Annotated in this window: 25 protein-coding genes, 1 tRNA gene and 1 riboswitch; of the genes, 11 read left to right on the top strand and 15 right to left on the bottom strand. The window is 70.5% G+C overall.

The window, feature by feature from the left end; translation table 11 throughout:
- Position 1: 1 nt before the first annotated feature.
- Genes ACIPW5_RS18770 through ACIPW5_RS18760 form a run of 3 tightly spaced genes read left to right on the top strand, consistent with a single transcriptional unit; the run spans position 2 to position 2350 of the window.
- Entirely contained in the window at positions 2-1018 is a 1017-nt protein-coding gene (locus ACIPW5_RS18770; protein ID WP_401245935.1) for an SEC-C metal-binding domain-containing protein, read from the top strand.
- Entirely contained in the window at positions 1015-1914 is a 900-nt protein-coding gene (locus ACIPW5_RS18765) for a NaeI family type II restriction endonuclease (protein WP_401245933.1), read from the top strand. The genes ACIPW5_RS18770 and ACIPW5_RS18765 overlap by 4 nt, the downstream gene beginning before the upstream one ends.
- Complete coding sequence (locus ACIPW5_RS18760) at positions 1907-2350, top strand: very short patch repair endonuclease (RefSeq protein WP_401246190.1); 444 nt, start codon at positions 1907-1909, stop codon at positions 2348-2350. The genes ACIPW5_RS18765 and ACIPW5_RS18760 overlap by 8 nt, the downstream gene beginning before the upstream one ends.
- On the opposite strand, the gene ACIPW5_RS18755 is transcribed toward ACIPW5_RS18760, so the two are convergent.
- From ACIPW5_RS18755 to ACIPW5_RS18740, 4 genes are all read right to left on the bottom strand, one after another.
- Entirely contained in the window at positions 2347-3546 is a 1200-nt protein-coding gene (locus ACIPW5_RS18755; protein ID WP_401245931.1) for a DNA cytosine methyltransferase, read from the bottom strand. The genes ACIPW5_RS18760 and ACIPW5_RS18755 overlap by 4 nt on opposite strands.
- Positions 3547-3666: 120 nt before the next feature.
- Positions 3667-5502 carry a DEAD/DEAH box helicase gene (locus ACIPW5_RS18750; RefSeq protein WP_401245930.1) on the bottom strand — a complete coding sequence of 612 codons (1836 nt, stop codon included), beginning with the start codon at positions 5500-5502 and terminating at the stop codon, positions 3667-3669.
- Positions 5499-6917, bottom strand: a complete 1419-nt coding sequence (locus ACIPW5_RS18745; protein ID WP_401245928.1) for a transcriptional regulator — start codon at positions 6915-6917, stop codon at positions 5499-5501. The genes ACIPW5_RS18750 and ACIPW5_RS18745 overlap by 4 nt, the downstream gene beginning before the upstream one ends.
- A gap of 94 nt (positions 6918-7011) precedes the next feature.
- On the bottom strand, positions 7012-7695 hold the full coding sequence (locus ACIPW5_RS18740) for a hypothetical protein (protein ID WP_401245926.1): 684 nt from the start codon (positions 7693-7695) through the stop codon (positions 7012-7014).
- Between the two features lie 232 nt (positions 7696-7927).
- Here ACIPW5_RS18740 and ACIPW5_RS18735 point away from each other — a divergent pair, with 232 nt between their 5' ends.
- Entirely contained in the window at positions 7928-8773 is an 846-nt protein-coding gene (locus tag ACIPW5_RS18735; protein WP_401245924.1) for a hypothetical protein, read from the top strand.
- Here ACIPW5_RS18735 and ACIPW5_RS18730 read toward each other — a convergent pair.
- From ACIPW5_RS18730 to ACIPW5_RS18720, 3 genes are all read right to left on the bottom strand, one after another.
- Positions 8766-9014 (bottom strand): hypothetical protein, encoded by a 249-nt coding sequence (locus tag ACIPW5_RS18730; RefSeq protein WP_401245922.1) that lies wholly within the window; start codon positions 9012-9014, stop codon positions 8766-8768. The genes ACIPW5_RS18735 and ACIPW5_RS18730 overlap by 8 nt on opposite strands.
- Positions 9015-9388: 374 nt before the next feature.
- Positions 9389-9760, bottom strand: coding sequence for a hypothetical protein (locus ACIPW5_RS18725; protein ID WP_401245920.1), 372 nt, complete (start codon positions 9758-9760; stop codon positions 9389-9391).
- A gap of 29 nt (positions 9761-9789) precedes the next feature.
- Positions 9790-10332 (bottom strand): GNAT family N-acetyltransferase, encoded by a 543-nt coding sequence (locus tag ACIPW5_RS18720; protein ID WP_401245918.1) that lies wholly within the window; start codon positions 10330-10332, stop codon positions 9790-9792.
- 158 nt (positions 10333-10490) lie between these two features.
- On the opposite strand from ACIPW5_RS18720, the gene ACIPW5_RS18715 reads away from it, so the two are divergent.
- Together ACIPW5_RS18715 and ACIPW5_RS18710 are read left to right on the top strand one after the other, a co-directional pair.
- A complete protein-coding gene (locus ACIPW5_RS18715; protein WP_401245916.1) occupies positions 10491-10673 on the top strand; it encodes a hypothetical protein in 183 nt (60 codons plus the stop codon).
- A gap of 66 nt (positions 10674-10739) precedes the next feature.
- A complete protein-coding gene (locus ACIPW5_RS18710; RefSeq protein ID WP_401245914.1) occupies positions 10740-11048 on the top strand; it encodes a hypothetical protein in 309 nt (102 codons plus the stop codon).
- Between the two features lie 680 nt (positions 11049-11728).
- On the opposite strand, the gene ACIPW5_RS18705 is transcribed toward ACIPW5_RS18710, so the two are convergent.
- The 5 genes from ACIPW5_RS18705 to ACIPW5_RS18685 all read right to left on the bottom strand — a co-directional run bounded on the left by ACIPW5_RS18705 (position 11729) and on the right by ACIPW5_RS18685 (position 16808).
- Positions 11729-13126 carry a DUF445 domain-containing protein gene (locus tag ACIPW5_RS18705; protein ID WP_401245912.1) on the bottom strand — a complete coding sequence of 466 codons (1398 nt, stop codon included), beginning with the start codon at positions 13124-13126 and terminating at the stop codon, positions 11729-11731.
- Between the two features lie 72 nt (positions 13127-13198).
- Positions 13199-13918: a DUF1707 domain-containing protein gene (locus ACIPW5_RS18700; RefSeq protein WP_401245910.1), complete on the bottom strand. Its 720-nt coding sequence runs from the start codon at positions 13916-13918 to the stop codon at positions 13199-13201.
- Positions 13919-14067: 149 nt separating this feature from the next.
- Complete coding sequence (locus ACIPW5_RS18695; protein ID WP_401245908.1) at positions 14068-15075, bottom strand: ATP-binding cassette domain-containing protein; 1008 nt, start codon at positions 15073-15075, stop codon at positions 14068-14070.
- Between the two features lie 19 nt (positions 15076-15094).
- Complete coding sequence (locus ACIPW5_RS18690) at positions 15095-16012, bottom strand: ABC transporter permease (RefSeq protein ID WP_401245906.1); 918 nt, start codon at positions 16010-16012, stop codon at positions 15095-15097.
- On the bottom strand, positions 16005-16808 hold the full coding sequence (locus tag ACIPW5_RS18685) for an ABC transporter permease (RefSeq protein WP_401245905.1): 804 nt from the start codon (positions 16806-16808) through the stop codon (positions 16005-16007). Before ACIPW5_RS18685 ends, ACIPW5_RS18690 begins: the two co-directional genes overlap by 8 nt.
- A 267-nt stretch (positions 16809-17075) precedes the next feature.
- Here ACIPW5_RS18685 and ACIPW5_RS18680 point away from each other — a divergent pair, with 267 nt between their 5' ends.
- Complete coding sequence (locus ACIPW5_RS18680; protein ID WP_401245903.1) at positions 17076-19481, top strand: transglycosylase domain-containing protein; 2406 nt, start codon at positions 17076-17078, stop codon at positions 19479-19481.
- Between the two features lie 38 nt (positions 19482-19519).
- Here the strand turns inward: ACIPW5_RS18680 and ACIPW5_RS18675 are convergent, their stop codons facing one another.
- The 3 genes from ACIPW5_RS18675 to ACIPW5_RS18665 all read right to left on the bottom strand — a co-directional run bounded on the left by ACIPW5_RS18675 (position 19520) and on the right by ACIPW5_RS18665 (position 20717).
- A complete protein-coding gene (locus ACIPW5_RS18675) occupies positions 19520-19840 on the bottom strand; it encodes a multidrug efflux SMR transporter (protein WP_030158619.1) in 321 nt (106 codons plus the stop codon).
- A gap of 33 nt (positions 19841-19873) precedes the next feature.
- A riboswitch (guanidine-III (ykkC-III) riboswitch) is annotated at positions 19874-19946 on the bottom strand.
- 54 nt (positions 19947-20000) lie between these two features.
- Positions 20001-20342 (bottom strand): co-chaperone GroES, encoded by a 342-nt coding sequence (locus ACIPW5_RS18670; RefSeq protein ID WP_079427293.1) that lies wholly within the window; start codon positions 20340-20342, stop codon positions 20001-20003.
- Positions 20343-20399: 57 nt separating this feature from the next.
- Positions 20400-20717, bottom strand: coding sequence for a DUF3618 domain-containing protein (locus ACIPW5_RS18665; protein WP_401245901.1), 318 nt, complete (start codon positions 20715-20717; stop codon positions 20400-20402).
- A 116-nt stretch (positions 20718-20833) separates the two neighbouring features.
- Between ACIPW5_RS18665 and bcp the strand changes: the two genes are divergently transcribed.
- The 4 genes from bcp to ACIPW5_RS18645 all read left to right on the top strand — a co-directional run bounded on the left by bcp (position 20834) and on the right by ACIPW5_RS18645 (position 23013).
- A complete protein-coding gene (gene bcp / locus ACIPW5_RS18660) occupies positions 20834-21301 on the top strand; it encodes a thioredoxin-dependent thiol peroxidase (RefSeq protein WP_361597615.1) in 468 nt (155 codons plus the stop codon).
- 144 nt (positions 21302-21445) lie between these two features.
- Positions 21446-22075: an HNH endonuclease gene (locus ACIPW5_RS18655; protein WP_401245899.1), complete on the top strand. Its 630-nt coding sequence runs from the start codon at positions 21446-21448 to the stop codon at positions 22073-22075.
- Positions 22076-22143: 68 nt separating this feature from the next.
- Positions 22144-22926 carry an HNH endonuclease gene (locus tag ACIPW5_RS18650; protein WP_401246187.1) on the top strand — a complete coding sequence of 261 codons (783 nt, stop codon included), beginning with the start codon at positions 22144-22146 and terminating at the stop codon, positions 22924-22926.
- 12 nt (positions 22927-22938) lie between these two features.
- Positions 22939-23013: transfer RNA gene (locus ACIPW5_RS18645), tRNA-Leu, on the top strand.
- Positions 23014-23031: the final 18 nt, after the last annotated feature.

Genomic DNA, 23031 nt, shown 5'->3' with positions numbered 1-23031 from the left:
CATGCGCCCCGACACGCCTGCCGAGCACACCGCCGAAGCCGAGCGTCTGATCCGCACGGCGACCCGCTACCCCGAGGACCAGGAGCCCTTGCTCCTCCAGGCCGCGGCCCACCTCGAACTGGCCGACGCCCGGGAGCGCGCGAGCGCCCTCTACGACCAACTCCTCTCCGACTCCCCCTCCAACCCCCACCTGATCAAGGCCCGCCAGGCCGCGAACCTGTGGGAGTACGGCCACGAGGCCGAGGCCCGCGCCCTGATCTCCGGCATCCGCTCGGCGGCCCCCGCGGACCCGGCGCCCTGGGAGGTCATCGCCGAAGCCCTCGAAGCCCACGACGAACTCGAGGCCTCCCACGCGTGCTTCACCGAGGCGGCGACCCTCCTCACCTCGGAGGACACCCCCCTCACCCACGCCACCACCGCGCTCCTGACGGGCCGCCACCGGGTCCGTCGGCTCCTCGCCCTCCCCCACGACGACTGGGACATGGTGGCGGACACCCGCCACATCGGCCCGATCCCGCTGGACGAACTCCACGACCCGAAGCGCATCTGGGCCCTGGGCTCCAACGACCCGGCCGAACTCCGCGCCGAGATCGCCCGCCTGCGCGCCGAACTCGGCGACCGCCGTGCCGCCCTGTCCCGCCCCTTCCCGGTGGCGCTCCTGCACTGGCCGGCCCGTGAACTGTCCGAGCTCCTCGCCTCGTACCCCACCCTCGCGGCGGAGTACCCCAGCCGCGACGCCCACCTCACGGCGGTGGAGTCCTCCCTCCGCGCCCTGGCCGCCTCGGGCACCACGAACCTCGGCATCGTGACGGGCAGCGTCCCCTCGTACGAGGCCTTCGCGGCCTCGGAGAAGACCTCCCCTGCCTCCCCGGCCCTCCTCCCGGAATACGCCACCACCCTGGCCGCCCGAGGCAAGGCCACCCCCTGGCCCCCCATCCCCACGGCCCCCTGCTGGTGCACCTCGGGCAAGCCGTACAGCGAGTGCCACGGGCAGGATGCAGGGGCGGCGCACCCGTGAGCAAAGGACGTCTTGTCCTCCAGGGGCCGGGCGAGCTCTGCACCAACACCGAACGGGGTGAGCATGTGCTGCTCGCTCCGAGCGACGACACTGATGCCCAAGCCGTTCTCGGCTGGCTGCGCTCCTTTGACGTCGCCGGGCTGTACACGGGAGCCATCGCCAACTCAGTCGACTATGTGCTGGACGGGGCCCGGACCGGCCGCTACGACCTGCTGTCCACTGACGTCCACCCAGGCGAGAGGGCTTCGGTGGGTGCGAAGCTCGAATACGAGGTCCTGCGGTCGTTCAGCCTGCCGAAGGAGCCCCCGCTCGACACGCGGATCGCAAAGGTGCCCGTGGACATCAAGGCGACCGTCGGCGCGAACTGGGCAATACCCTCTGAAGCTCATTGCCAGCTCTGCATCTGCACCCAGATACAGCTCGGACGCAATCGGCACCGCTCGTGGCTGGTCCGCGCCCACCGCTCGTGGCTCTACCGCGGCAAGGGCAACAAGGACGGCAAACGAGGTCTGGCCGTAGACGCCCGGGAGCAGTGGAGCATTCCCCTGTACGACTGGACGCCGCTGCCGGTCAACCCCCTGACGCGGCTCACGGCAGAGGAAGCCGCCCTCGTCCTCGCAAAGCGTCCTGGGCAGGAGCACCGGTTCGCCATGATGTTCCGCTACCTCGAAGGACAAGTCATACCCCGCAGCGTCATCGCAACCGTCGGCGCTGGACGACATGATCCGCTTCGCCGGGCCCGGAACATCAGAAGGCGCCTCGCACAGGATGGCCTTACCCTGCTGTGCGGGAAGTGGAGGGACCAGCAAGATCTCGCAGCGGCATACAAGATCACGCTGGGGCCAGAGGACTGGGTCGCGCTGCGCCTGGAGGAAGGGCATTGCCATGATGAGTGAGGACCCATGGCAGCCTCCCGAAGGTTCCTGGGCCTCCTCCGCTGCCCGGCGCCGCAACATGCAGGCGATCCGCAGCCGCGACACCAAACCAGAGTGGATCATCAGGCGTCTCGTTCACGCACGAGGACTGCGCTACCGGGTCGCCGCCCGCCCGCTTCCCCGGCTCCGCAGGACCGCTGACCTTGTCTTCGGGCCAACGAAGGTGGCGGTATTCGTGGACGGCTGCTACTGGCACGGGTGCCCCGAGCACTATGTGCCTCCCAAGACCAATCAGGGCTACTGGTCGGAGAAGGTGGCCCGGAACATCGCGCGGGACCGTGACACGGACCGGCAGCTGGAGGAAGCCGGCTGGCTCGTGCTCCGCTTCTGGGAGCACGAGGGATCAGAAGCCTGCGCGGCGGCGATCGCCGCCGCCGTGCAGGATCGCCGCCGTTAGTTCCCGGCCTGCACGGCCTCCTGGCGCGCCCCGCGCAGTACCTTCGCGATGGCCTCGCCGACTACGCGCGCCACGGGCGGCGGGAAGGCATTGCCGACCTGACGGTACTGTGCGGTCTTGCCGGGAAGCTTGCCCTCGGACGGGTCTCCCTCGAAGTCCCATTCCGGAGGGAATCCCTGGATGATCGCGGCCTGGGTGACCGTGAGCATCGGACCGTTGCGGAAGAGGTCGCGGTCCGAGCTGTCCTTCTTCTCTACGTCCTTCGGCGCGTTGGCTACACCGAGGGCGTTCACTCCCAGCTTCGCCCAGGCCGCTTTGGCCCGGCTCGGCCCGAGGTCGGCGCCGCCGTGCTTCTTGGACCCGCCGACGAGGGTGGGCGCGATTCCGGTAGCGGCGGCCTTGTGCCAGTCCGCCAACGCCTTGGCGGCTTTCCGGCCCACGGCTCCGCCCTTCGTGATGAACGGCTTGTACCGCTCGTTCATCGTTTCACCGAGGGCTTCGCCTACCGTCTTGATCTCCGCGTTCGGGGCAGGCCACTCAAAGCCCTCAACACCGGGGATATCCGCGCGGATGGCCACCAGAATCGCCCGCGGGCGCAGCTGCGGAACGCCGAAGTTGCTGGCTTCCAGAACCCTCCAGCCGCACACCTTGTACCCGGCGCCGTCGTACTCCGTCCGGTCACCGGTCACGGGATCAACAGCCCATCCACCCTGCAGGCGCGCCTCGACCCAGTCCCGGTAATCAGTAAACTTATCGTCCTTGATTCCCCGGACATTCTCAATCATGACCGCCTTCGGCCGGAGCTCGTCTACGAGCTGCAGCATCCTCGGGAAAAGGTCACGTTCGTCATCCTTTCCGAGCTGCTTTCCTGCATGCGAAAAGGGCGGACAGGGAACGCCACCTGCAAGGAGATCCAGTTCCTCCTCCTCCAGGGGGTGGCCAAGGAATTTTTCAGCCTTGTCCAGCTGCACCGTCGGCTTGAAGTCATTGACATCGCCTTCAATGATGTCGCAGAAATCCCGCTCGAATTCCCAGCCGTCCCTGCTGGTGACGTTGCGCAGCAGGGTCGCTGCGGCGTGCTGGTCGATCTCGACGAGTGCGAGGTGCTTGAAACCAGCCTGGTGGAGGCCGATGGCCTGCCCCCCGGCGCCGGCACAAATCTCAATCGAGGTCAGCGCGTCGTCGCGGGCGCCCATCGAGTCCTCCTGGTGTAGCAGATGCAGACAGGCAAGTGTCGCATCTGCCACTGACACCAGGGGACACTTCGGTCCGCGGGGGTGCGGCGGCTCTCGTCCAGCGCACCGGTCCACTGCTTCTCAGCGGCCTCCCGCGACCCGCACGTGCTCGAGCAGGGCTCGCATGTCGGCCTCATCCATACCTGCGGTCACCGGCTGTTCTTCCTGGAGATCGCCCAGCTGCCGCACCGAGGGGTCGTCCAGGATGGCCCCCATGAACTCCAGCTTCTCCGCGAGGCGCAGCGCGACCACCTCGTCGATCGTTCCTTCGGACGCGAGCACCGTGACGCGAGTCTCAGTATCCGGGGCCAGGCCCAGGCGGTGAATACGGTCCAGGCTCTGCAGGAACCTCCCTGCCATGAAATCTCGGTCCACGTAGACCGCGTCGTGGCAGTGGTGGTGCAGGCTGATGCCTTCACCCAGCGTGGCCGGGTTGGAGATCAGCACGAGGCAGTCCGGGTCGTTGCGGAACCGGTTGATCTGCTCCTCCCGGTCCTGGGTCCCGCCGTGGACCACGGCAGGCTGGAACTCGCCCAGCAGCTGCTCCAGGCTCGTGATATTGCGGACGAAGGTCGACCACACCAGGGTTTTACGGCCCGCCGCCGCATTCCTGGAAACGATCTCCCTCAGTTCTCGGTACTTGGGCGGCATCTCATACTGAGGAAGCCGCTGCAGCAGACCGTAGAGCGGCTCGTCCTGCGGAATGTCCAGCGGCGGCACCTGGAAACTGAGGGCTTCGTGCCTGGTGCTTCCCTCCACCAGCAGGGCAGGGCTGGTGGCAGCCATGAGCAGCCGGAGCATCGCCTTGCCGAGCGCGTCGAAGTCTTCCCTCGACAGCTCGGCGCGCGCGGTGAACCGTCCGACCAGGGCGTCGTAGATTTCGCGGTGCAGTCCGTCCAGCGGCACCGTCCGGATAACCGGCTGGAAGGGAGGCAGCCCCAGTTCCCTTTTGGTCGTGCGGGTGAACAGCGGTCGGAGTACCGAACTCGCGTGCGCCAGGTCGCCCCCCGCCACGGCCTGTGTGACCACCCGGCGGCCGTGACCGGGCCACACGAACGACAGCAGGTTCTCCAGGTCGCGGGCTCCGTTGGGGGCAGGCGTGCCGGTAAGGATCAGGCGCCGTCGGCTCAGCGGCCCCAGCGCCATGCAGGCACTCCCGTAGGTCCCCTCGGCACCCAGCTTCATCCGGTGCGCCTCATCGAGGATCACCATCGACGGTGCAGCGCGCAGCCACCCCGCCAGTCCTGTCAGCGAGCGGTCCAGCCGTTCGTAATTGACCACCAAGATCTCGGCATGCGGATCCGGAGTCCTGCCCATGACGGTGGTCACCGGCGGATTTCCGAAACACTCCAGGCTCTCGGAGATCCAGGACTCATAAGCCGACTTAGGGCTCACTACGAGCAGCCGCCGGGCCGTCCCGCGTTCCTTCATTGCCGCGTAAACGGCCAAGCCGACCCTCGTCTTGCCGGCGCCGGGAACGCTGAAGTTCGCGCCGTGCCTCAGCGCGAGCAGTCTGGCGATGTCCCGCTGCTGGAAGCCCGTAAGGTCTGCGCGCCAGTCGTCCCCGAGAAGGCCGGCCACTGAGTCGGCATCTGCCGAACCGGCTCCGGTCCCGTCGACGTGCGGGACCTCGTCCAAGCAGGCGGCCGCCTGGTCCGCATCGTCGAAGACATCGCTGACGAGCGCGAGCAGGTCCTCGTCCCACTCGACGGAGTCCGGAGCCGGCCAGTCCGACAGCACGTGCAGACCCGCAAGGAAGTCGTCGAGCGGGACCTCAAGCAGGTGCGGGCCTCGCTGTCCGCCGACCGGGAAGGCCGTGGCCACATGGGTCAGGTCAGCACCGAACGGCTCACCAGCACGCAGTACGGCCCTGGTGCGGGAGACGTCGAAGGCCAGATGCAGCGACGGCTCGGTCACTCCTCCTCCTTCTCCTGCATGGCACTGAGCAGCCACACCACACCATCGCCAGGTTCCTCAATACGGGCCGCCTCCCGGGCGAGCTTCATGAGACTGGACTTGAGAGCCAGGATCGCCTCGTCGAGCGTCTCCTCATCCAGATTGCGGGAAGCCCTGGCAAGGGTCATATCCGTAACGCACTGCTCAATGTCCTGAACGGCGTCGTTGAGACGGTCCGGAGCAGCCTGCTTGCGCTTGCGGACACGCGCGTCCTTGCCCGCCGGCACGAGCGCCTCCTCCACCGCCTCTCTGGCCTGCCGCCACAGCTCGGCCGCTTCGTCGGACTCCTGCTGGTCTACCGCTCCCGGTGCCCGCTCCACAGCCTTCGCCCGGAGCAGCGTGTTCGTGAAGGCCTTCGCCGCCGCTACGTGCGGGTTGTCAGCCGGCAGCGCCCGGTTGAGGCCCGGAATGACACGGGCCGCAGCGGGCTGGGCGGGAGCCTGCTTGAGCTGCTCCGGAAGGTGCCGCTGCAGATAGCGACTGCGGAAGTCCACGTCGGCGAGACGCACGTCCGTCTTCGAGAACTCCAGCACGATCAGCGCGAGCCGGTTCTCCTTCAGCAGGTCAGCCTGTCCCGGGTTCTGCCGGGACGCCTTCGCAAAGGCACGATGGAGCTCACGCAGCTTCTCCTGCTGGTCCTCGAAGTCCATCAGCTTGAGCTGCGCCGACCCGGTTTGGGACCGCGCTACGAGGTCGTTGAGCGTGGACAGCACCCAGCGGTCCTGCTCAGCGGTCTCCGTCCGGATCCGGAAGTCCTTGGCGATGTCGGCGAGCGGCCGGCCCGCGGCCGCCTGCTCCTCGATGGTCAGCAGCCGGTTGATGTACGAGTACGGCCGACGGGTGTCATGGCGCAGCTGCAGCGACAGCTCGACCGCGTTGATGTCGGACCAGGTGCAGGACTCCGGAAGCACTCCGACCCGGACGCTCGGCACGCCGAGTTCACGCAGCGCAGCGACCCGGGTGTTGCCGTTGACGAGGATGCCGTCGCGCGTGACCAGACCGGGCTCGTTCTGGCGGTACTCCTTGAGGCTCGCCTTGAGCTCGTCGAAGTCGCCGTCCCGCTTGGCCGGGTTCGAGGGGAGTGCCTGGAGCAGGTACCGGAGGTAGTCCTGGCTCTCCGGCGCCCAGGGGTTCGCGGTGAGCAGGCGGTCACGCTCCAGATCGAAGCTGCGCTGAGCCCGGATCCGATGCGTAGAAGGGTTGAAGTACAGCTGGTCCACCGGCAGATCGATGACCTGGACCACGAGCGGCTTCGTCCGCCACTCGACCATCAGCGTCTCCTGGAGGCCGTCGCCTGCGCTGACTTCCTTGAGCCGCTTCTCGACCAGTTCCTCGTTCTCAGCGGCACGGGGCGGCCGGCCGAAGTCCATGCTCACGGTGTGTTCTCCTCTGACTGCATGTCCATGGATGCGTAGTGGGCGGGAAAGGGGTGGGGGCCGTTGCGCCACACAGCCCCCCATATGCCTATTGTCAGACCGGCGGCAGTGACAGGGCCGCACGGATCTTGTTCCTGGCGTCGGCCGGAAGCGTACGGAAGTCCGCCCAGATGCGCTCCACCTCAGCGAACTCCCTTGCGTCGGCGGAGACCCACTCCGTCAGGGTCTTGCGGTCCAGCCCTCCGAGCCGGCCCACCCGGGCCAGGACCGCGTCCGCGTCAGCCGTCAGCCCCTTGCCTCCCACACGGCAACGGTTGCACTCGGCGACCTGCTCCACCTGGGTACCGCCACCGGGCTGGACGACCGGCCGCCGGGCGATGTCGAGCTGGGCGGACACGAAGGTTCCCGCGTACATCTCCCCCGCGGTGATGCCGCACGAGCGGCAGTGGTGTCCATCGCGAGCCAGGACCTCACGACGCCGCGTATCGGTGATCGACGACGCCGGACGGGTCCCCTTACCCGGCTCCCATACCGGCTCGCCCTGGAAGACGAACCGCTGCTCGTGCTGGTTCAGCCCCAGATCCTCGCGGTTGGTGTCGATCCTCCACCCGAAGTCACGCAAGTCGCGCACCCGCCGGTCGGCCTGGCTCACGCCGGGAAAGGCCTGCTTCACGTCTTCCTTCGTGAAGACGTTCCCCTCCCCCACCACCGTGACGAGCCACAGCGCCGCGCGCTTCATCGTGCCGAACTTCTCATCCGTCCACGACGGAAGACTCATGCCCATCTCCTCTATTCCTGGTCAGGGTTGAACTGTCCGGCTGCCCCCTCGGGCAGCTGGAGGCCCCCCACCGGCACCTCAGCGAACGACGTAACTGTTGCTCAGCACTCGCCAGGAAAACCAGTGCTGACGGAATATCGAGGTCAGATGAAAACTCCAGGCGGTTCACCAAAGGCCCTTCCGCCGGAAGGATTCTGTGAGATACCAGAGACTGAGGGGAATGGGAGCGGGGATGCCGCGGCGCACTAGAAATTGGAAGAAGCTGCCTGCCGGTCTGTCGGCTGCGCACCGGGACCTGGTCCAGATGCTGCGCAGGCTGCGCGACTGCAGTCACAAGACCCAGGTAGAGATCGCCAGGTCGGGGTTCCTGGTAGCAAGCAGCCTTTCCAACCACCTCAACGGCGGCCGGATCCCCGACGAACCCCAGGTCAGGGCCTTCTACAAGGCGATCCGGAAGGAGTTCGAAAGCATCGGCGCAGACCTTGCGGACCTCCCCTGTTCTCTCGAGGAGCTGCTGGAGCTGCGGCGGCTGGCACGCATCCAGCACTGCGCATGCGTCCCTCACGACGAGGAGCCAAAGGCGCCCGCAGTACCTGACGACGCGCCGGCTTTGCCGGTCTTCCAGCCGCTGCCGGGCCGGGTCAGCCGCCAACCCCGGCGTTTGAGACGCCAGCCGATGCAGAGGAGGACGGTTTCCCGCCATGTCCTGCGGAGGGCATCGGCCAGGCCGCCGGTGCCGGTCCCCCTCCCGGAAGGGGACCGGCCGCGCACCGGATACTCCCAGGCCGCCGACTGGACCGAGCTGGAAGTACTTATGGACTTCCTCGCCGACGGCCGCCACCGCGACGCGGGACTGCTGCTGTGGCGTGCCGGGCGCACCCTCTCGCCGGCAGAGCTCCTCCAAGCGGTGAGCTCCTGTCGAAGCGCCGGGCAGGAGGACGCCGCCGAAGCCGTTCTGACCAGCGTGACGGAACGCGCCGACAAGCAAGCCGTCTTGAACATCGTGGCGGCGTTCCAGCACGCCGGGCGGGCGGAAGACGTGGCATTCCTGCTGACCGCCGCCCAGAGCACTAGCTGAACTCCAGGGCAAGCTGCTGGTGCCCCCTGGCCAGGGCCGTGGGTGGGGTGGGGCGGGTGGTGCCCAGCGTCAGGAGGTGGCGGAGGGCTGCGATTACCTCGTGCGGGGTGTCGCGGATCATCGACGGGGTTGCGCTGACCACCAGGATGCCGTGGGCCTCCAGGCGGAGGCGGCGGCGGAGGGTGGCCTGCCAGGCGTCGCGGGTGTAGTGGTACTCCGCCGAGTCGACCTCCAGGGCCACGCCCTCGTCGGGCCAGTAGGCATCCGGGCTGGCCAGGAAGGTGCCGTCCGGGGTGTAGAGGCGGGCGTTCCACAGCGGGGTCGGGAGGCCGGTGCCGGTGAGGGCGTCGCGGGCGCGGGCCTCGGCGACCGAGCGGACCCCCTCAAGGAGTTCCCCGGCGGCGGCGCGGACCGCCGGGCGGGACAGGAGGCGGGAGGTGCGGAGTTCGGTGTGGAGGTCGTGCGGGTGGCACCAGCCGGACTGGACGACCTGGGCCAGGACCGAGCGGACCCGGTCGGGGCTCGGGCAGCGGGCCGCGAAGTCGGCGGCGGCGCGGACCGGGCGGGCGCTGGGGACGCCCGCGACCGTGATGGTGCGCGGCCAGCGGGAGGTGGTCAGGGGCCGGACCTGCGGGGTGCCGGCCAGCCGGCGCGGGGCGCGGACCAGGACGTCGGCGGGGGCGGGCGGGGCGTCGCGGATGCGAGGAGGGAGAGCGCCGCGGCGCCGGTGAGGGCGGCGGTCTCGCCGGAGAGCGGGTCCGCGGCCGGTTCGGCGGCGTACAGGACCGCGGCCAGGGCCCGTTGGCGCTGGTCGGGCGGGCCGGTCTGGAGGAGGTAGACGCGGGGCAGCAGGCGTTGCCAGGGCCCGCCGGGGCGGGTGCGGGAGTCGACGGTGCCGGCCGGGACCCCGGCGGTGACGGTGAGCTGGTGGCGGGTGGCGAGGCCGAGCTGGCGGCGGGCCGCCTTGACGCTTCCGGGCGTGATCATGGCCCGGGTATGCCCGCTGCGCGTCCGGTCTAGCGGGGGCGGCCCGGGTGGTCCGGGGACAGGAAGACGACGACGCCCGTCTGCGTGCCGGGGAGCGCCGGCACCTCGTGCCACCCCAGGCGGCGGTACGTGGCCACCGTGTCCGTGGCCAGCCGCGAGGTCAGCAGCCAGGCCCGCCGCTCCGGCGCGTCCGCGGTGATCTCCGCGAGCAGGGCCCGGCCGGTGCCGCGGCCGCGCGCGTACGCCCGTACGGCAAGCTCGTCGACCTCCAGCGCCCCGACGAGCAGTTCCCGCACCCGGTCGGGTCCGAGCTGGGCGGCGACCTGGGGGTACGCCCGGTGCTGCGGGAAGGGGGACTGCGTCAGCCAGCCGGTGGCGAACCCGTCGACGCCGGTCTCGGACTGCGCGAAGGCCATACGGAAGCCCGGGCGCCGGACGTCCGTCTGGAGGCGGGTGGAGAACTGGCGAATGGTTTCTTCGCATTCGTTCCAGGGCGCGGCGGAGAAGACGTCGGCGTAGGCGTCCACGAGTTCGTGCTCAAGGTCCAGGACCGTGCGTCCGTAGGAGATCACTGTGTCGGCTCCTGGGGTGATTGGGCGGTTTCCGGCTGGAAGACCGAATTTACGCCCAACGGGTTCCCGCACCCGGTGATGCGCAGAACCGGCGAGTGTGCGACAAATCGCCTCCGCACCGTCCGTGTCGCGGACCGGGGTGGGGCGTTGAGCAACCCGTGAACACGGACAGACTGCTGCGGGCGGCAGGACAGTGCGCGCTCGCCTTCCTCCTCGTCCTCGGGGTCGTCGCACTGCTGCCGCGCGCGCTGCGGGAGGCGTTGCCGGACGCGGTGGTGGGCGGGGCGGTGCTGGTGCTGGGGGCGGTGGGCGTCCGGCGGGCGTCGAGGCGCCCGCGTTAGGTTTGACGGAGCCGGTGCCGATGCCGGCCGTTCCATCGGAAGAGACGACGTGTGAGGGAGTTCGAGATGGCTCGGGTACCGAGTTCCGCGGTTGCGGCGGCAGGGCTGGTCGGCGGCTACGCCGTGGCCCGCTGGACCAAGAAGCGGCCGCTGGGCGGTGTCGTCCTCGGCGCCGCCGGGCTCGTGGCCGGCCGCGAGTGGCACAAGCGCGGCGGCGTGCCCGCGGCCGCCGGCCTGGGTGCGCTGTACCTGGCCGGCTTCGCGGGGGCCCACCCGCTGGCGAAGAAGGTCGGCGCGTGGCCGGCCGTCGTGGGCGCGGCCGGTGTCGTCGCCGCGACCGCCTGGGCCGTGGCGGACCGCTCCGCCGCCGCCTGACCGGTCCCTCCGGGGGCGGGGGGCCTTGTCCCGTCTCCCGGGCGGGGCTCCTGCCCGGGCCTGGGCGTCCCGTTCCCCCGACGGGGTCTGGTGGGGCCGCTGCGCGGGGCTGTCCCCTACCCGCCCTTCCACCGTTCCTCCCCCAGCTACCGCTGGGAGGTACCCCCAAGGCGCTGCCCGGACCCGCGCCTCAAACGCCGGCGGGGCTGAAATTTCCTGGGGGCTCCGGTCGCCGTTCGGTGCGGGTATCAGCCACGGAGGAGCCGAGGACGCCGAGACGGGAGGAGCGCGTAGCGATCTGATGCGTCTGGGTGCTCCGCAGGGGGTTCTGGTCGGGCTCTCGTGCGGGTTGCCGCGCCCCTGGCCCGGGATCAGCGCGACGCAGGCCGGGCGGGCCGGCGCTCGACCCCTCGTCTCATCGCTGAGGGACCCGTCCCTCTGTCCTCTGCCCCGTGCCGTTTCTTTGGGGGTTTCCCGGCAGTCTTTCGGCTTTCCGGGGCGGGTCGGCCTGTCAAGGGTGGAGCGAAGCGACATCGCGAAGCGACGCGACCGAAGGGAGCGCCCTTGACAGGCCGGCACGAACCGGAAGGACGATGGGACTGACGGGAAGCCCCCAACCCTCCCTGAGACTGCCCGAGGGGGTACCGGCCCCCCGGCCCGCGCCGCAGGCCTCGTACCCCCTACCCCCCCAACGCCCGCGACACCGTGTAGATCAGCAGGCCCGCCAGGGCGCCGACCACCGTGCCGTTGATGCGGATGAACTGGAGGTCGCGGCCGATGTGGGCCTCGATCTTGCGCGAGGTGTGTTCGGCGTCCCAGGCCGCCACCGTGTCGGTGATCAGCGAGGTGATCTCCCGCCGGTAGGTGGCGACGACGTACACCACCGCGCCCTCGATCCAGCCCTCCACCTTCTCCTGGAGCCGCCCGTCCGTGGCGAGCCGGGCGCCCAGCGACATCAGCGAGGACCGGACCCGCAGCCGCAGCTCGCTCTGCTCGTCCTCCGCCGCCGAGATGATCATCGTGCGGATCGCGGACCACGCCGAGGCGATCACGTCCTGGATCTCGTCCCGCGCGAGGATCTCGGACTTCAGCCGCTCCACCCGCGCCCGCGTCTCCGTGTCCGACTGGAGGTCCGCCGCGAAGTCGCGCAGGAAGCGGTCCACCGCCCCGCGCGCCGGATGCCCCGGCATGTCGCGCATCTCCGTGACGAAGCGCAGCAGCTCCTTGTACACCCGGTCGCCGATCTTGCGGTCGACGAAGCGCGGGGTCCAGCCGGGGGCGCCGCCCTGGACGGCGTCCATCACGGAGTCCCCGTGGGTGACCAGCCAGTCGTGGGCCTTGGCGCACACCAGGTCGACGGCCCGGTGGTGGCCCCCGTCGGTGACGACCCGTTCCAGGGTCTTGCCGATGCCCGGGGCGATCTCCGCCGCCTCCGCCCGCCGCGTGATCGCCTCGCCCACCACGGCCTGTACGTCGGAGTCCCGCAGCACGGTCAGGGCTCCGCGCAGGGCGGTGGCCAGCTCCGCCGTCACCCGGTCGGCGTGCGCGGGCTCGGCCAGCCAGGCGCCGAGCCGGCCGCCGATGCCGAGGGAGTGCAGCCGGGCGCGCACCACGTCCGCCGACAGGAAGTTCTCGCCGACGAACTCGCCGAGGGAGACGCCCAGCTGGTCCTTCTTGGTGGGGATGATCGCGGTGTGCGGAATCGGCAGCCCGAGCGGCCGCCGGAAGAGGGCCGTCACCGCGAACCAGTCCGCGAGCGCGCCCACCATGCCCGCCTCGGCCGCGGCGGCGACGTACCCCGCCCACGCGCCGGCGCCCCAGGCGTTCTGCGCGCACTTGGCCAGTACGTAGACCAGCGCAACCAGGACGAGCAGTCCCGTCGCGGTCGCCTTCATCCGGCGGACGCCACGCTGCCGCTCCTCGTCCGCCGCGTTGAAGACGAACCCGCCCCGCGGCGGGGCACCCTGTGGCGGGGCACCCCGTGGCGGGGCCGACGGGCCTCTCGTCCGCTCACCCGTGCTGCTGTTCACGTGCCGCTCCTGCCCTTCCCCCGATGGCCGGTTTTGTCTGCATAGCATCCGACTCCCGGGAGGTCCGGGGAGTTCCCGGCGCGCCGCCGGAGGCGCTGTGACCCTTCCGCTAGAGCTCCTTTAGAGCTCCTTGCGGGACGTCTCGCCGTCCAGCCCCTTCGATCCCTTCGGCCCCTTGAGCCCCTTCGGCTGCTTGACCTTGACCGCGACCCCGCCCCAGAAGGCGAGGCCGTTCACGACGACGCGCGGGGCGCCCGGCTCCGGCCGGTTCTCCACGGACTTGCCCTGGTCGAAGGCGCCCATGATGCCGATGCCGCGTACGTCGACCTCGACGCCCGGCGGGACGGTGATCTCGATGCCGCCCATGACGGCGACGCAGGTGATGACGACCTCGCGCTGCGCGAAGTCCGCCTCGCGCAGGTCCAGCTCGCCGCCGCCCCAGATCGCCACGGCGTTGAACCGGGCGGGCACGGTCCAGCGCCCCTTGCGCTGGAAGCCCGACATGACGGCGACGGCCGTGGCGGAGGTTCCCGTACCGCCTATCCGGTCCGGCCAGGACGAGGCGGCGGGCGCGGAGGCGGGCGCGACCGGGGACGGGGAGGTTCCGGCCGCCGGCAGGTCGCGGGTGAGCGGTTCGAGTTCGGCGTACGTACGGGACGTGTACGCCGCCTCCAGCCGTTCCTCGAACTCCTCCATGTCGAGCCGGCCCTCGGCGACGGCGTCCCGGAGCCGGTCCACCACCCGCTCGCGGTCGGCGTCCGACGCCCTCAGCGCGGGCGGCTCGGCCTTCTCCAAAGACGTCTTCTCCGGCAACGGCTTCTCCGGCCGCTCGTCACTCATATGGCCCACCCTATGCAGAGACCCGACGCCCCACCCCGGGGCGAACCCTGATTTCCCCCTACCTCGAACCCCCACCCCTCATCCCCTCATCGCCCCATCACCTCACCCCCCCATCACCTCACCCCCCATCACCTCACCCCCTCATCCCCTCACCCCCGCCCCGCGTACATCCGCGCGATCACGTCCTCGATGTCCGGGTCCCGCACCGACAGGTCCAGCAGCGGGTATCGGGCCGCCACCGCCGCCACCAGCGGCGCCGCCGACTCCCCCGCCGGAAAGGCCAGCCACTGCCGCGGCCCTTCGACCCGCACCACACGGGCCCCCGGCACCTCCACCGGCGGGAGCTCCCGCTCCAGGTCCACCACCAGCGTCCGCTCGCTGCCCTCGCCCAGCGCGTGGAGTCCGCCGAGCGCGCCGTCGTACATCAGCCGGCCGTGGTCGATCACCATCACCCGCTCGCACAGCTGCTCGATGTCCTGGAGGTCGTGGGTGGTGAGCAGCACCGTGGTCCCCAGCTCCCCGTTCAACTGCCGCAGGAAGGCCCGCACCTTCGCCTTGCTCACCACGTCCAGCCCGATCGTGGGCTCGTCCAGGTAGAGCACCTCCGGATCGTGCAGCAGCGCCGCCGCGATGTCCCCGCGCATCCGCTGCCCCAGGGACAGCTGCCGTACCGGTACGTCGAGCAGTTCGCCCAGGTCCAGCTGCTCCACGCACCGTTCCAGGTTCTCCGCGTACCGCGCCGCCGGGATCCGGTACATCCGGCGCATCAGCCCGTACGAGTCCTTCAGCGGCAGGTCCCACCACAGGGTCGTGCGCTGCCCGAACACCACGCCGATCCGGTGTGCGAGCCGCATCCGCTCGCCCGCCGGGTCGATGCCCGCGACGCGCAGCCGGCCGCCGCTCGGGGTGAGGATCCCGGTCAGCATCTTGATGGTGGTGGACTTCCCGGCCCCGTTCGGCCCGATGTATCCGACGACCTCCCCGCGCGCGATCGCGAAGCTGATCCCGTCCACGGCCCTGACCTGCCGTTTCTCCCGGCGCAGCAGTCCCGTCCGACGCCGTACGTCGAAGACCTTCTCGACCTGCTCCAGCAGGATGAGCGCATCACCGCCCACCGCCTCCACCTCCGCCTCCGTCTCCGTCTCCGTCTCCGCCACGTCCAACTCCCCGACTCCCCTAACTCCCCGTGCTCCGGTACGAACGGACGCCCGCGCGCCACGCCAGCGACGCGGGCAGGAACACCGCGAAGGCCACCAGCGGGCTCAGGAACGCCACCCATCCCGGCAGCCCCAACGGATCGGGCCGGCCCAGCACGTACAGCGCGGGCAGCCAGTTGACGAAGGCCAGCGGGACCACGTACGTGGCCCCGCGCAGCAGCTCCTTCGCGAACACGGTCGGCGGGTACTGGAGCATGGTGCAGCCCCCGTACGTGAAGGAGTTCTGCACCTCCGCGGCGTCCCCGGCGAGGAACTGGAAGGCCGCGCCGGCCACCAGCACCCCGCCGAAGATCCCCGCCCCGGCCACCACCATGACCGGCACCAGCAGCACCTTCCCGGGGGTCCACTGCACGTCCAGCACCGAGACGGCCCAGCCCAGCACGCCCAGCCCCTGCACGATCCGCCCCAGCCGGCGCAGCGCGAACCGGTCGGCGGCGACCTGGGCGAGCAGCGGGACGGGGCGTACGAGCATGGTGTCGAGGGAGCCGTCGCGGATCCGGGCGCCGACCCGGTCGGTGTTGCCGAGGAGCAGGTCCGCCAGGCCGAGGGAGGCCGAGCAGGCCCCGTACAGCAGGGCGGTCTCGGGCAGGGTGAAGCCGCCGAGCGCGTCCACGTGGGAGAACATGACGGCGATCGCCACGAAGTCGAGGGCGGTGATCGCCCCGTTCCCGAAGGTGGCCAGCAGGAACGACATCCGGTACGTCATCGTCGAGCGGATCCACATCCCGGTGATCAGCCCGTAGCCGCGCAGCCCCTCCCGGAGCCGGCCTCCGGCCCGCGACCCCGCCCCGTACTCCCCCGCCCCGTACGCCCCCGCCCCGTGCGCCCGCCCGGGCCCGGATGTCCGCGCCCGGCGGTCCACCGTCGCCTCAGCCACCCTGGACCACCACCTTCCGTGTCGCCGCCGACTGGACCAGCCGCCCCGCGCCCAGCAGGACCAGCGCCCACACGGCCTGGAAGCCGAGGGCCCGTACGGCAGCCCCGGACCCGGCGTGGGTGCCGAGCAGCACGTCCAGCGGGACCTGGAGCATCGCGGCCCACGGCAGCAGCCGCAGCAGCTCGCCGAAGCCGCCCGGGAAGACGGTCAGCGGCAGCAGCATCCCGGAGCAGAAGATGGTCAGGACGGTGGCCATCAGGTTGACGCCCGCACCGTCCAGCAGCCAGAACGCCGCCAGCCCCAGCAGGTACCGCACCCCGAAGCCGACGACCAGCCCGAGCGCGACCGACACCAGGAACAGCAGCCAGCGCAGCGGGTCGGAGGGCAGCGCGAGGGTGAAGGCGCACGCCCCGGCCACCAGGGGCAGCACCCCGCGCCCCAGGAGCTGGAAGGCCGCCCGGCCGAGGTCGGCGGCGAGCCACCAGGCCTGGAGGTCGGCCGGGCGGTACAGGTCGACGGCGATGTCACCCGTGCGGATGCGCTCCTGGAGCTCCTCCTGGAAGCCGCCGCCGATGAGCGATCCGGCGGCCAGCAGGGACTGGCTGACCCAGACGAAGGTGAGGGCCTGGGCCTGGTCGTAGCCGCCGAGGTGGGGGCGCTCGTCCCACAGGGCGAGGTACGTGTAGGCGACGATGAAGCCGAAGACGGTGTTGGTGAACACCCCGGCGGCCGTCGCCGTCCCGTAGGTGGCGTAGCGCCGGAACCCGCCGGCCGCGACTGCCGTGTAGAGCCGCACCGCATCCCTCCGTTTCCCGCATCGTTCCCACGTCGTCCGGAGCCGTCGGACCTCCACCGGAGGACCGGCACCGGAGCGGACACCGGACCCGGCACCAGACCGGCACCGGACCGGCACCGGACCGGCGCCGGACCACATCGGCCAAAGCGCGCGAGCTTAGTGCGGAGGGGCGAGCCACGCGACCGTTTTACGCCAGTCCATCCGGACAACATGAGGTAAAAATGTGGATATTTCCCACAGCCATCACGGTCACGAGGAGCCCCGGAGATGAGCGACCAGTCACCACCCCCCGGCTGGCCCCCTCGCGACCCCGACACCCCGGCCGGGGCCCCGCCCTCCGCCCCGGGGCCGCACCCCACCCCGAAGGCCCGCCCCCGGCGCACCGGATGGCGCCGCTTCCTGCCCACCTGGCGCATGCTCCTCGGCACCCTGCTGCTGGTCGCCCTGCTGATCTGCGGCGCGCTCGTCGCCGGGTACCTGCTGGTCGACATCCCGCCGGCCAACGCCGCCGCCACCGCCCAGTCCAACGTGTACCTCTACGCCGACGGCTCCCAGCTCGCCCGCGACGGCGAGGTCAACCGCGTCAACGTGCCGCTGTCGCAGGTGCCCCTGGGCGTCCAGGAAGCCGTACTGGCCGCCGAGGACCGGGACTTCTACTCCGAACGGGCGGTGGACCCGAAGGCGATGGTCCGCGCCGCCTGGAACACGGCGACCGGCAAGGGCACCCAGTCGGGTTCGACCATCACCCAGCAGTACGTCAAGAACTACTACCTGGGCCAGGAACAGACGATCAAACGGAAGGTCAAGGAGTTCTTCATCGCGATCAAGCTCGGCCGCGAGAAGTCGAAGGACTACATCCTGGAGGGGTACCTGAACACCAGTTACTTCGGCCGCAACGCCTACGGCATCCAGGCCGCCTCCCAGGCCTACTACGGCAAGGACGTCAACAAGCTGACCACCGCCGAGGGCGCCTACCTCGCCACCCTCCTCAACTCCCCCAGCGCCTTCGACGTCGTCTCCCACCCCCAGAGCCGCGACCGCGCCGTCGCCCGCTGGAACTACGTGCTCGACGGCATGGTCAAGAAGAAGTGGATGACCCCCGGGGAACGGGCCGCCGCGCGCTTCCCCGAACCCGGCAAGGTCCGCACGGCCGCCGGCCTCTCCGGACAGCGCGGCTACCTCGTCGAAGCCGTCAAGGACTACATCGCCGAACACAAGATCCTCGACGACAAGACCCTCGCCGAGGGCGGCTACCGGATCACCACCACCATCGACAAGCGCCGCCAGAGCGCCTTCGTCGACGCCGTCCAGAACCAGCTGATGGACAAGCTCGACCCCCAGGCACGCCCGGTGGACCGCGTCGTCCGGGCCGGCGGGGCCTCCATCGACCCGGCCACCGGCAAGGTCGTCGCCCTCTACGGCGGCATCGACTACACCAAGCAGTACGTGAACAACGCGACCCGGCACGACTACCAGGTCGCCTCCACCTTCAAGCCCTTCGTCTTCGCCTCGGCGGTCCAGAACGGCTCCCGCACCCAGGACGGCCGCCGGATCACCCCCAACACCCTCTACAACGGCGACAACAAGCGCCGCGTCGTCGGTACCCGCATCCCCTACGCCCCCGAGAACGAGGGCCAGGTGTCGTACGGGGACATCACCGTCAACACCGCCACCGACCTCTCCGTCAACACCGTCTTCGCCCAGATGGTCGTGGACGTCGGCACCGAGAAGGTCAAGCGGACCGCCATCGACCTCGGCATCCCCGAGGACACCCCGAACTTCGTCGTCGGCCCGGCCATGGCCCTCGGCACCATGCAGGCCAGCGTCGTCGACATGACCCAGGCCTACGCGACCCTCGCCGACCACGGCCGGTACACCCCGTACACCTACCTGGAGAAGATCTCCAAGGACGGCGACGACATCCACCTCCCCGACCGCACCCCCCGCCAGGCCGTCAGCCGCGAAGCCGCCGACACCACCACGTCCATGCTGGTCAGCGTCGTCGACAACGGCACCGGTACGGAGGCCCTGGCCGCCGGCCACCCGGCCGCCGGCAAGACCGGCACCGCCGAGCTCGACCGCGCCGCCTGGTTCGCGGCGTACACCCCCGACCTCGTCACCGTCGTCTCCGTGATGGGCCAGGACCCCGACACCGGCACCCTCCAGTCCCTGTACGGGGCACTGGGCGAGGCCCGCATCGGCGGCGGCGGCTACCCCGCCCGGATCTGGGCGGCCTACACCAAGACGGCCCTGGAGGCCACCGACCCGGAGGACTTCGACCTGGAACTCCAGCCCGGCGCGGCCCAGCCCCCACCGCCCCCGCCGGTCCAGCCCACCACCCCGCAGCAGCCCGAGGGCAGCCGCCCGCCGTGGCAGCGCCCCGACCGGCCCACCCCGCCCGGACCCCCCACCCCGCCCGGACCGCCGAACGGCGGCCAGGACAACGGCGGCCAGACGAACGGCGGCCAGAACACCGGAGGCGAAACGAACGGCGGCCAGACCCAGGGCGGCCAGACGAACGGCGGCGACACCACCGGGGGCCAGAACACCGGAGGCCAGACGACGGGCGGCCAGACCACCGGCGGCGACACCACCGGCGGCCAGACCCAGGGCGGCCAGACGAACGGCGGCACCACCCAGGGCCGCCGCCCGCCGTCACACTTCCTGGAGTGAGCGGGTGAGCGGGTGAGGGGGTGAGCCGGTGAGCGCGCTCAGTGCCCGGAGGTCGCCTTCAGCCCCACCACCGCGACCAGCAGCAGACAGATGAAGAAGATCCGGGCGGCGGTGACCGGCTCCCCCAGCACCGCCATCCCGAGCACGGCCGCCCCGGCCGCCCCGATGCCCACCCACACGCCGTACGCCGTACCGATGGGCAGGGTCTTCGCCGCGTACGACAGCAGCACCATGCTGGCGACGATCCCGGCACCTGTGAACACGGACGGCCACAGCCGGGTGAAACCCTCCGTGAACTTCATGCCGATCGACCAGCCGACCTCCAGCAGACCGGCGACGAGAAGAAGAACCCAGGCCATGACAGGCACCTCCGGGACGAGAACGGAAACGGGGGTGCGTCGTCTTTGCGTCCAGCTACCCGGTACGGCGCGTCTCGTCGGGGGTTCCACCCCACCGTAGCAAAGGGCGTGCAAAAGGGCCGGTGACACCCGTCACCGGCCCTTCCCCGTACAGCAGCCCTCAGAGGTACAGCCCGGTGGAGTCCTTCGACCCCTCCAGCCGCTCCGCGGCCACGGCGTGCAGGTCCCGCTCGCGCATCAGCACGTACGTCGCCCCGCGCACCTCGACCTCGGCACGGTCCTCGGGGTCGTACAGCACGCGGTCGCCCGGCTCGACGCTGCGCACGTTCTGCCCGACCGCGACCACCTCGGCCCAGGCGAGCCGCTTGCCCACCGCGGCCGTCGCCGGAATCAGGATGCCGCCGCCCGAGCGCCGCTCGCCCTCGGGCGTGTCGGACTTCACGAGCACGCGGTCGTGGAGCATGCGGATGGGCAGCTTGTCGTGGGTGGTGTTCTCGCTCACGCCCCGAACCTACCTGCCGCCGTCCGCCCTGTGCGCCGCTGGGTGGTCACCGCGTGGTCACCGCTTGCGGCGCGAGGACGCCACGAGCAGCCCGACCACGCCGACCGCGAGGAGCGCGACCGGCAGGATCCGCTCGATGCGCGGGGCGCCGTCCTCGTGGCGCAGGCCGTCCTTCACGTCGGTGACGAGCCGGTTCACGGCGACGAACGCACGGCCCGCCGTCTGGTCCACCGCCGAGGCGACCCGTGCCTTCGCGTCCCCGATGATCGTCTGCGGGTGCATGCGCACGCCGATCTCGTCGAGCGTCTCGGCGAGCTGCTCCCGGCGGCGGACGATGTCCGCCTCGATCTGTGCGGGGGTCCTGGCTTCCGGCACCGCGCTGCCTCCGTCGTCGTTTCGTCGTCTGTGGGCTTGATCCGTCATGGACAGTCTGTCAGCTCAGTCAGCTTAGGCTCATGCCGTACGGATCCCCTCCCGAGGAGAGCACTGACATGAGCGAGCGACTCCAGCCGGGCGACATCGCCCCCGCCTTCACCCTGCCCGACGCGGACGGCAACGAGGTCTCGCTGGCCGACCACAAGGGCCGCAAGGTGATCGTGTACTTCTACCCGGCGGCCCTGACGCCCGGCTGCACCAAGCAGGCCTGCGACTTCACGGACAACCTGGACGCCCTGGCCACGGCCGGCTACGACGTCATCGGCGTCTCCCCGGACAAGCCGGAGAAGCTCGCGAAGTTCCGCGAGCAGGAGCACCTGAAGGTCACCCTGGTCGGGGACCCGGAGAAGGAGACCCTGACGGCGTACGGGGCGTTCGGCGAGAAGAAGCTGTACGGCAAGACGGTGACCGGGGTCATCCGCTCCACGGTCGTCGTGGACGAGGAGGGCAAGGTCGAGCACGCCTTCTACAACGTCAAGGCCACCGGCCACGTCGCGAAGATCATCAAGGACCTGGGCATCTGACCCCGTCCGGTCCCGCACCCCGCGAAAGTCCCGCACCAGAAGTGGTGCGGGACTTTCCGTTTATCGCACGTAACCTCCCGTGATGCTGATCGGTTAACCCGTACGAGGCCGCGCGGACGCGGGGCCCGGACGGAGGAGCGGCGAATGTCGGCACGGCGGTACACGCGGGAGCTCCTTGAGGAGGCTGCCCGCTCGACCCGGAACTTCGACGACGCGGTCCGGTGGTGCGGAGGGGTCCCGACTGCGGGTTCGAGGCGCTACATACGGGCGAAAATGGCTGAAGCCGGCGTCGACTTCTCGCACTTCCCCACCCGGTGGGCGCGTCACACCGAGGAGCGGCTGCGGGAGCTGGTCGCGGTCTCGACATCCGTCAAAGAGGTGGTCGCCCGGCTCGGCATCAGTCAAGTGGGCGGCAACCAGGCGCACATCAGCAGGCGGATAGCGGAGCTGGGCATCGACACCTCGCACTTCCGGATCACACGGAAGCCGCGCCCGAAAGGGTCCCTGGGGCCCGTGCTCGCGCTCCGCGAACCGGAGGACGGGCGGGTGCCGGGAGAGCGGCTCCGGCGCGCCCTGCTCGCGTCCGGCGTCCCAGAGGAGTGCGCGGACTGCGGCACGGGGTCGGAGTGGAACGGCATGGCGCTGAGCCACGAAGTCGATCACGTCAACGGCGACTGGTGGGACAACCGGCCCGAGAACCTCCGCCTCCTGTGTCCCAACTGCCATGCGGTGACGGACACGTACCGCGGCCGGAAGCGGCGGCGAGCCGCGTGAAGCGCCCCCAGTACACGCGCGAGCGGCTCGCCGAAGGCGCGGCGAGCGCCGACAGCCTCGTCGGCCTGATGCGTCGGCTCGGCGCACCGCTCGACAGCGGCCCCCGCGCCTACATCCGCCAGCGGCTGGCCCACTACGGGATCGACACCTCGCACTTCGTCGACGAGCCCCTCCCTCCACGGCCCCCGCAGTCCTACACCAGGGAGCGTCTGGCCGAGGCGGCAGCGCGGTCGAGCAGTATCTCCGGCATGCTCGACCACATGGGCGTCGTGCCCTACGGAGGGGTGTTCGGCCATCTCCGCAGGAAGCTCGACCGGTTCGGCATCGACACCTCGCACTTCACGCCCCACAACGGCCGCGGGGAGCGGCTCTTCGGGCGGGAGGAGATCACTCTCGCCGTCGCCGAGTCCACCAGCCTGGCCGGGGTGATGCGAGCTCTGGGACACCATGAGTTCAGCGGAGCGGGACGGACCCGGGCCCGGCGGAGCATCGACGAGTACGGGCTGTCGACCGAGCACTTCACGGGACAGGGGCACACCGCCGGACGCCCGTCACCGACGCGCAGATCGGCGGACGTGATCCTGCGGCGGCTCGACGACGGTTCGGCCCGTGAGAAGAGCGCCGTCCTGCGCCGCGCCCTGGACGAGCTCGGTGTGCCCCACGTGTGCGACGCATGTGGGACCGGTGACACCTGGCAGGGCAGACGGCTCGTTCTGGAGATCGACCACGTCAACGGAGACCGGCTGGACAACCGCCGGGAGAACCTCCGCTACCTGTGCCCTTCCTGCCACAGCCAGACGGGAACCTTCGCGAAAGGATCTCGCCGCACAACCCGGGGGGAGGCACAGTAAAGTAGCCGCGATGGGCCCGTACCCCAGCTGGCCAGAGGGCGCCGGTTTAGGTCCGGTGTGTCGTGGGTTCGAGTCCCACCGGGCCCACATCAACGGCCGGTCACC

This window comes from Streptomyces sp. NPDC090077 (assembly GCF_044747545.1).
In the GTDB taxonomy this organism is placed as follows: Bacteria; Actinomycetota; Actinomycetes; order Streptomycetales; family Streptomycetaceae; genus Streptomyces.
The sequence above is the reverse complement of the archived record's forward strand: the minus strand, read 5'-3'. Positions and strand labels throughout refer to the sequence as shown.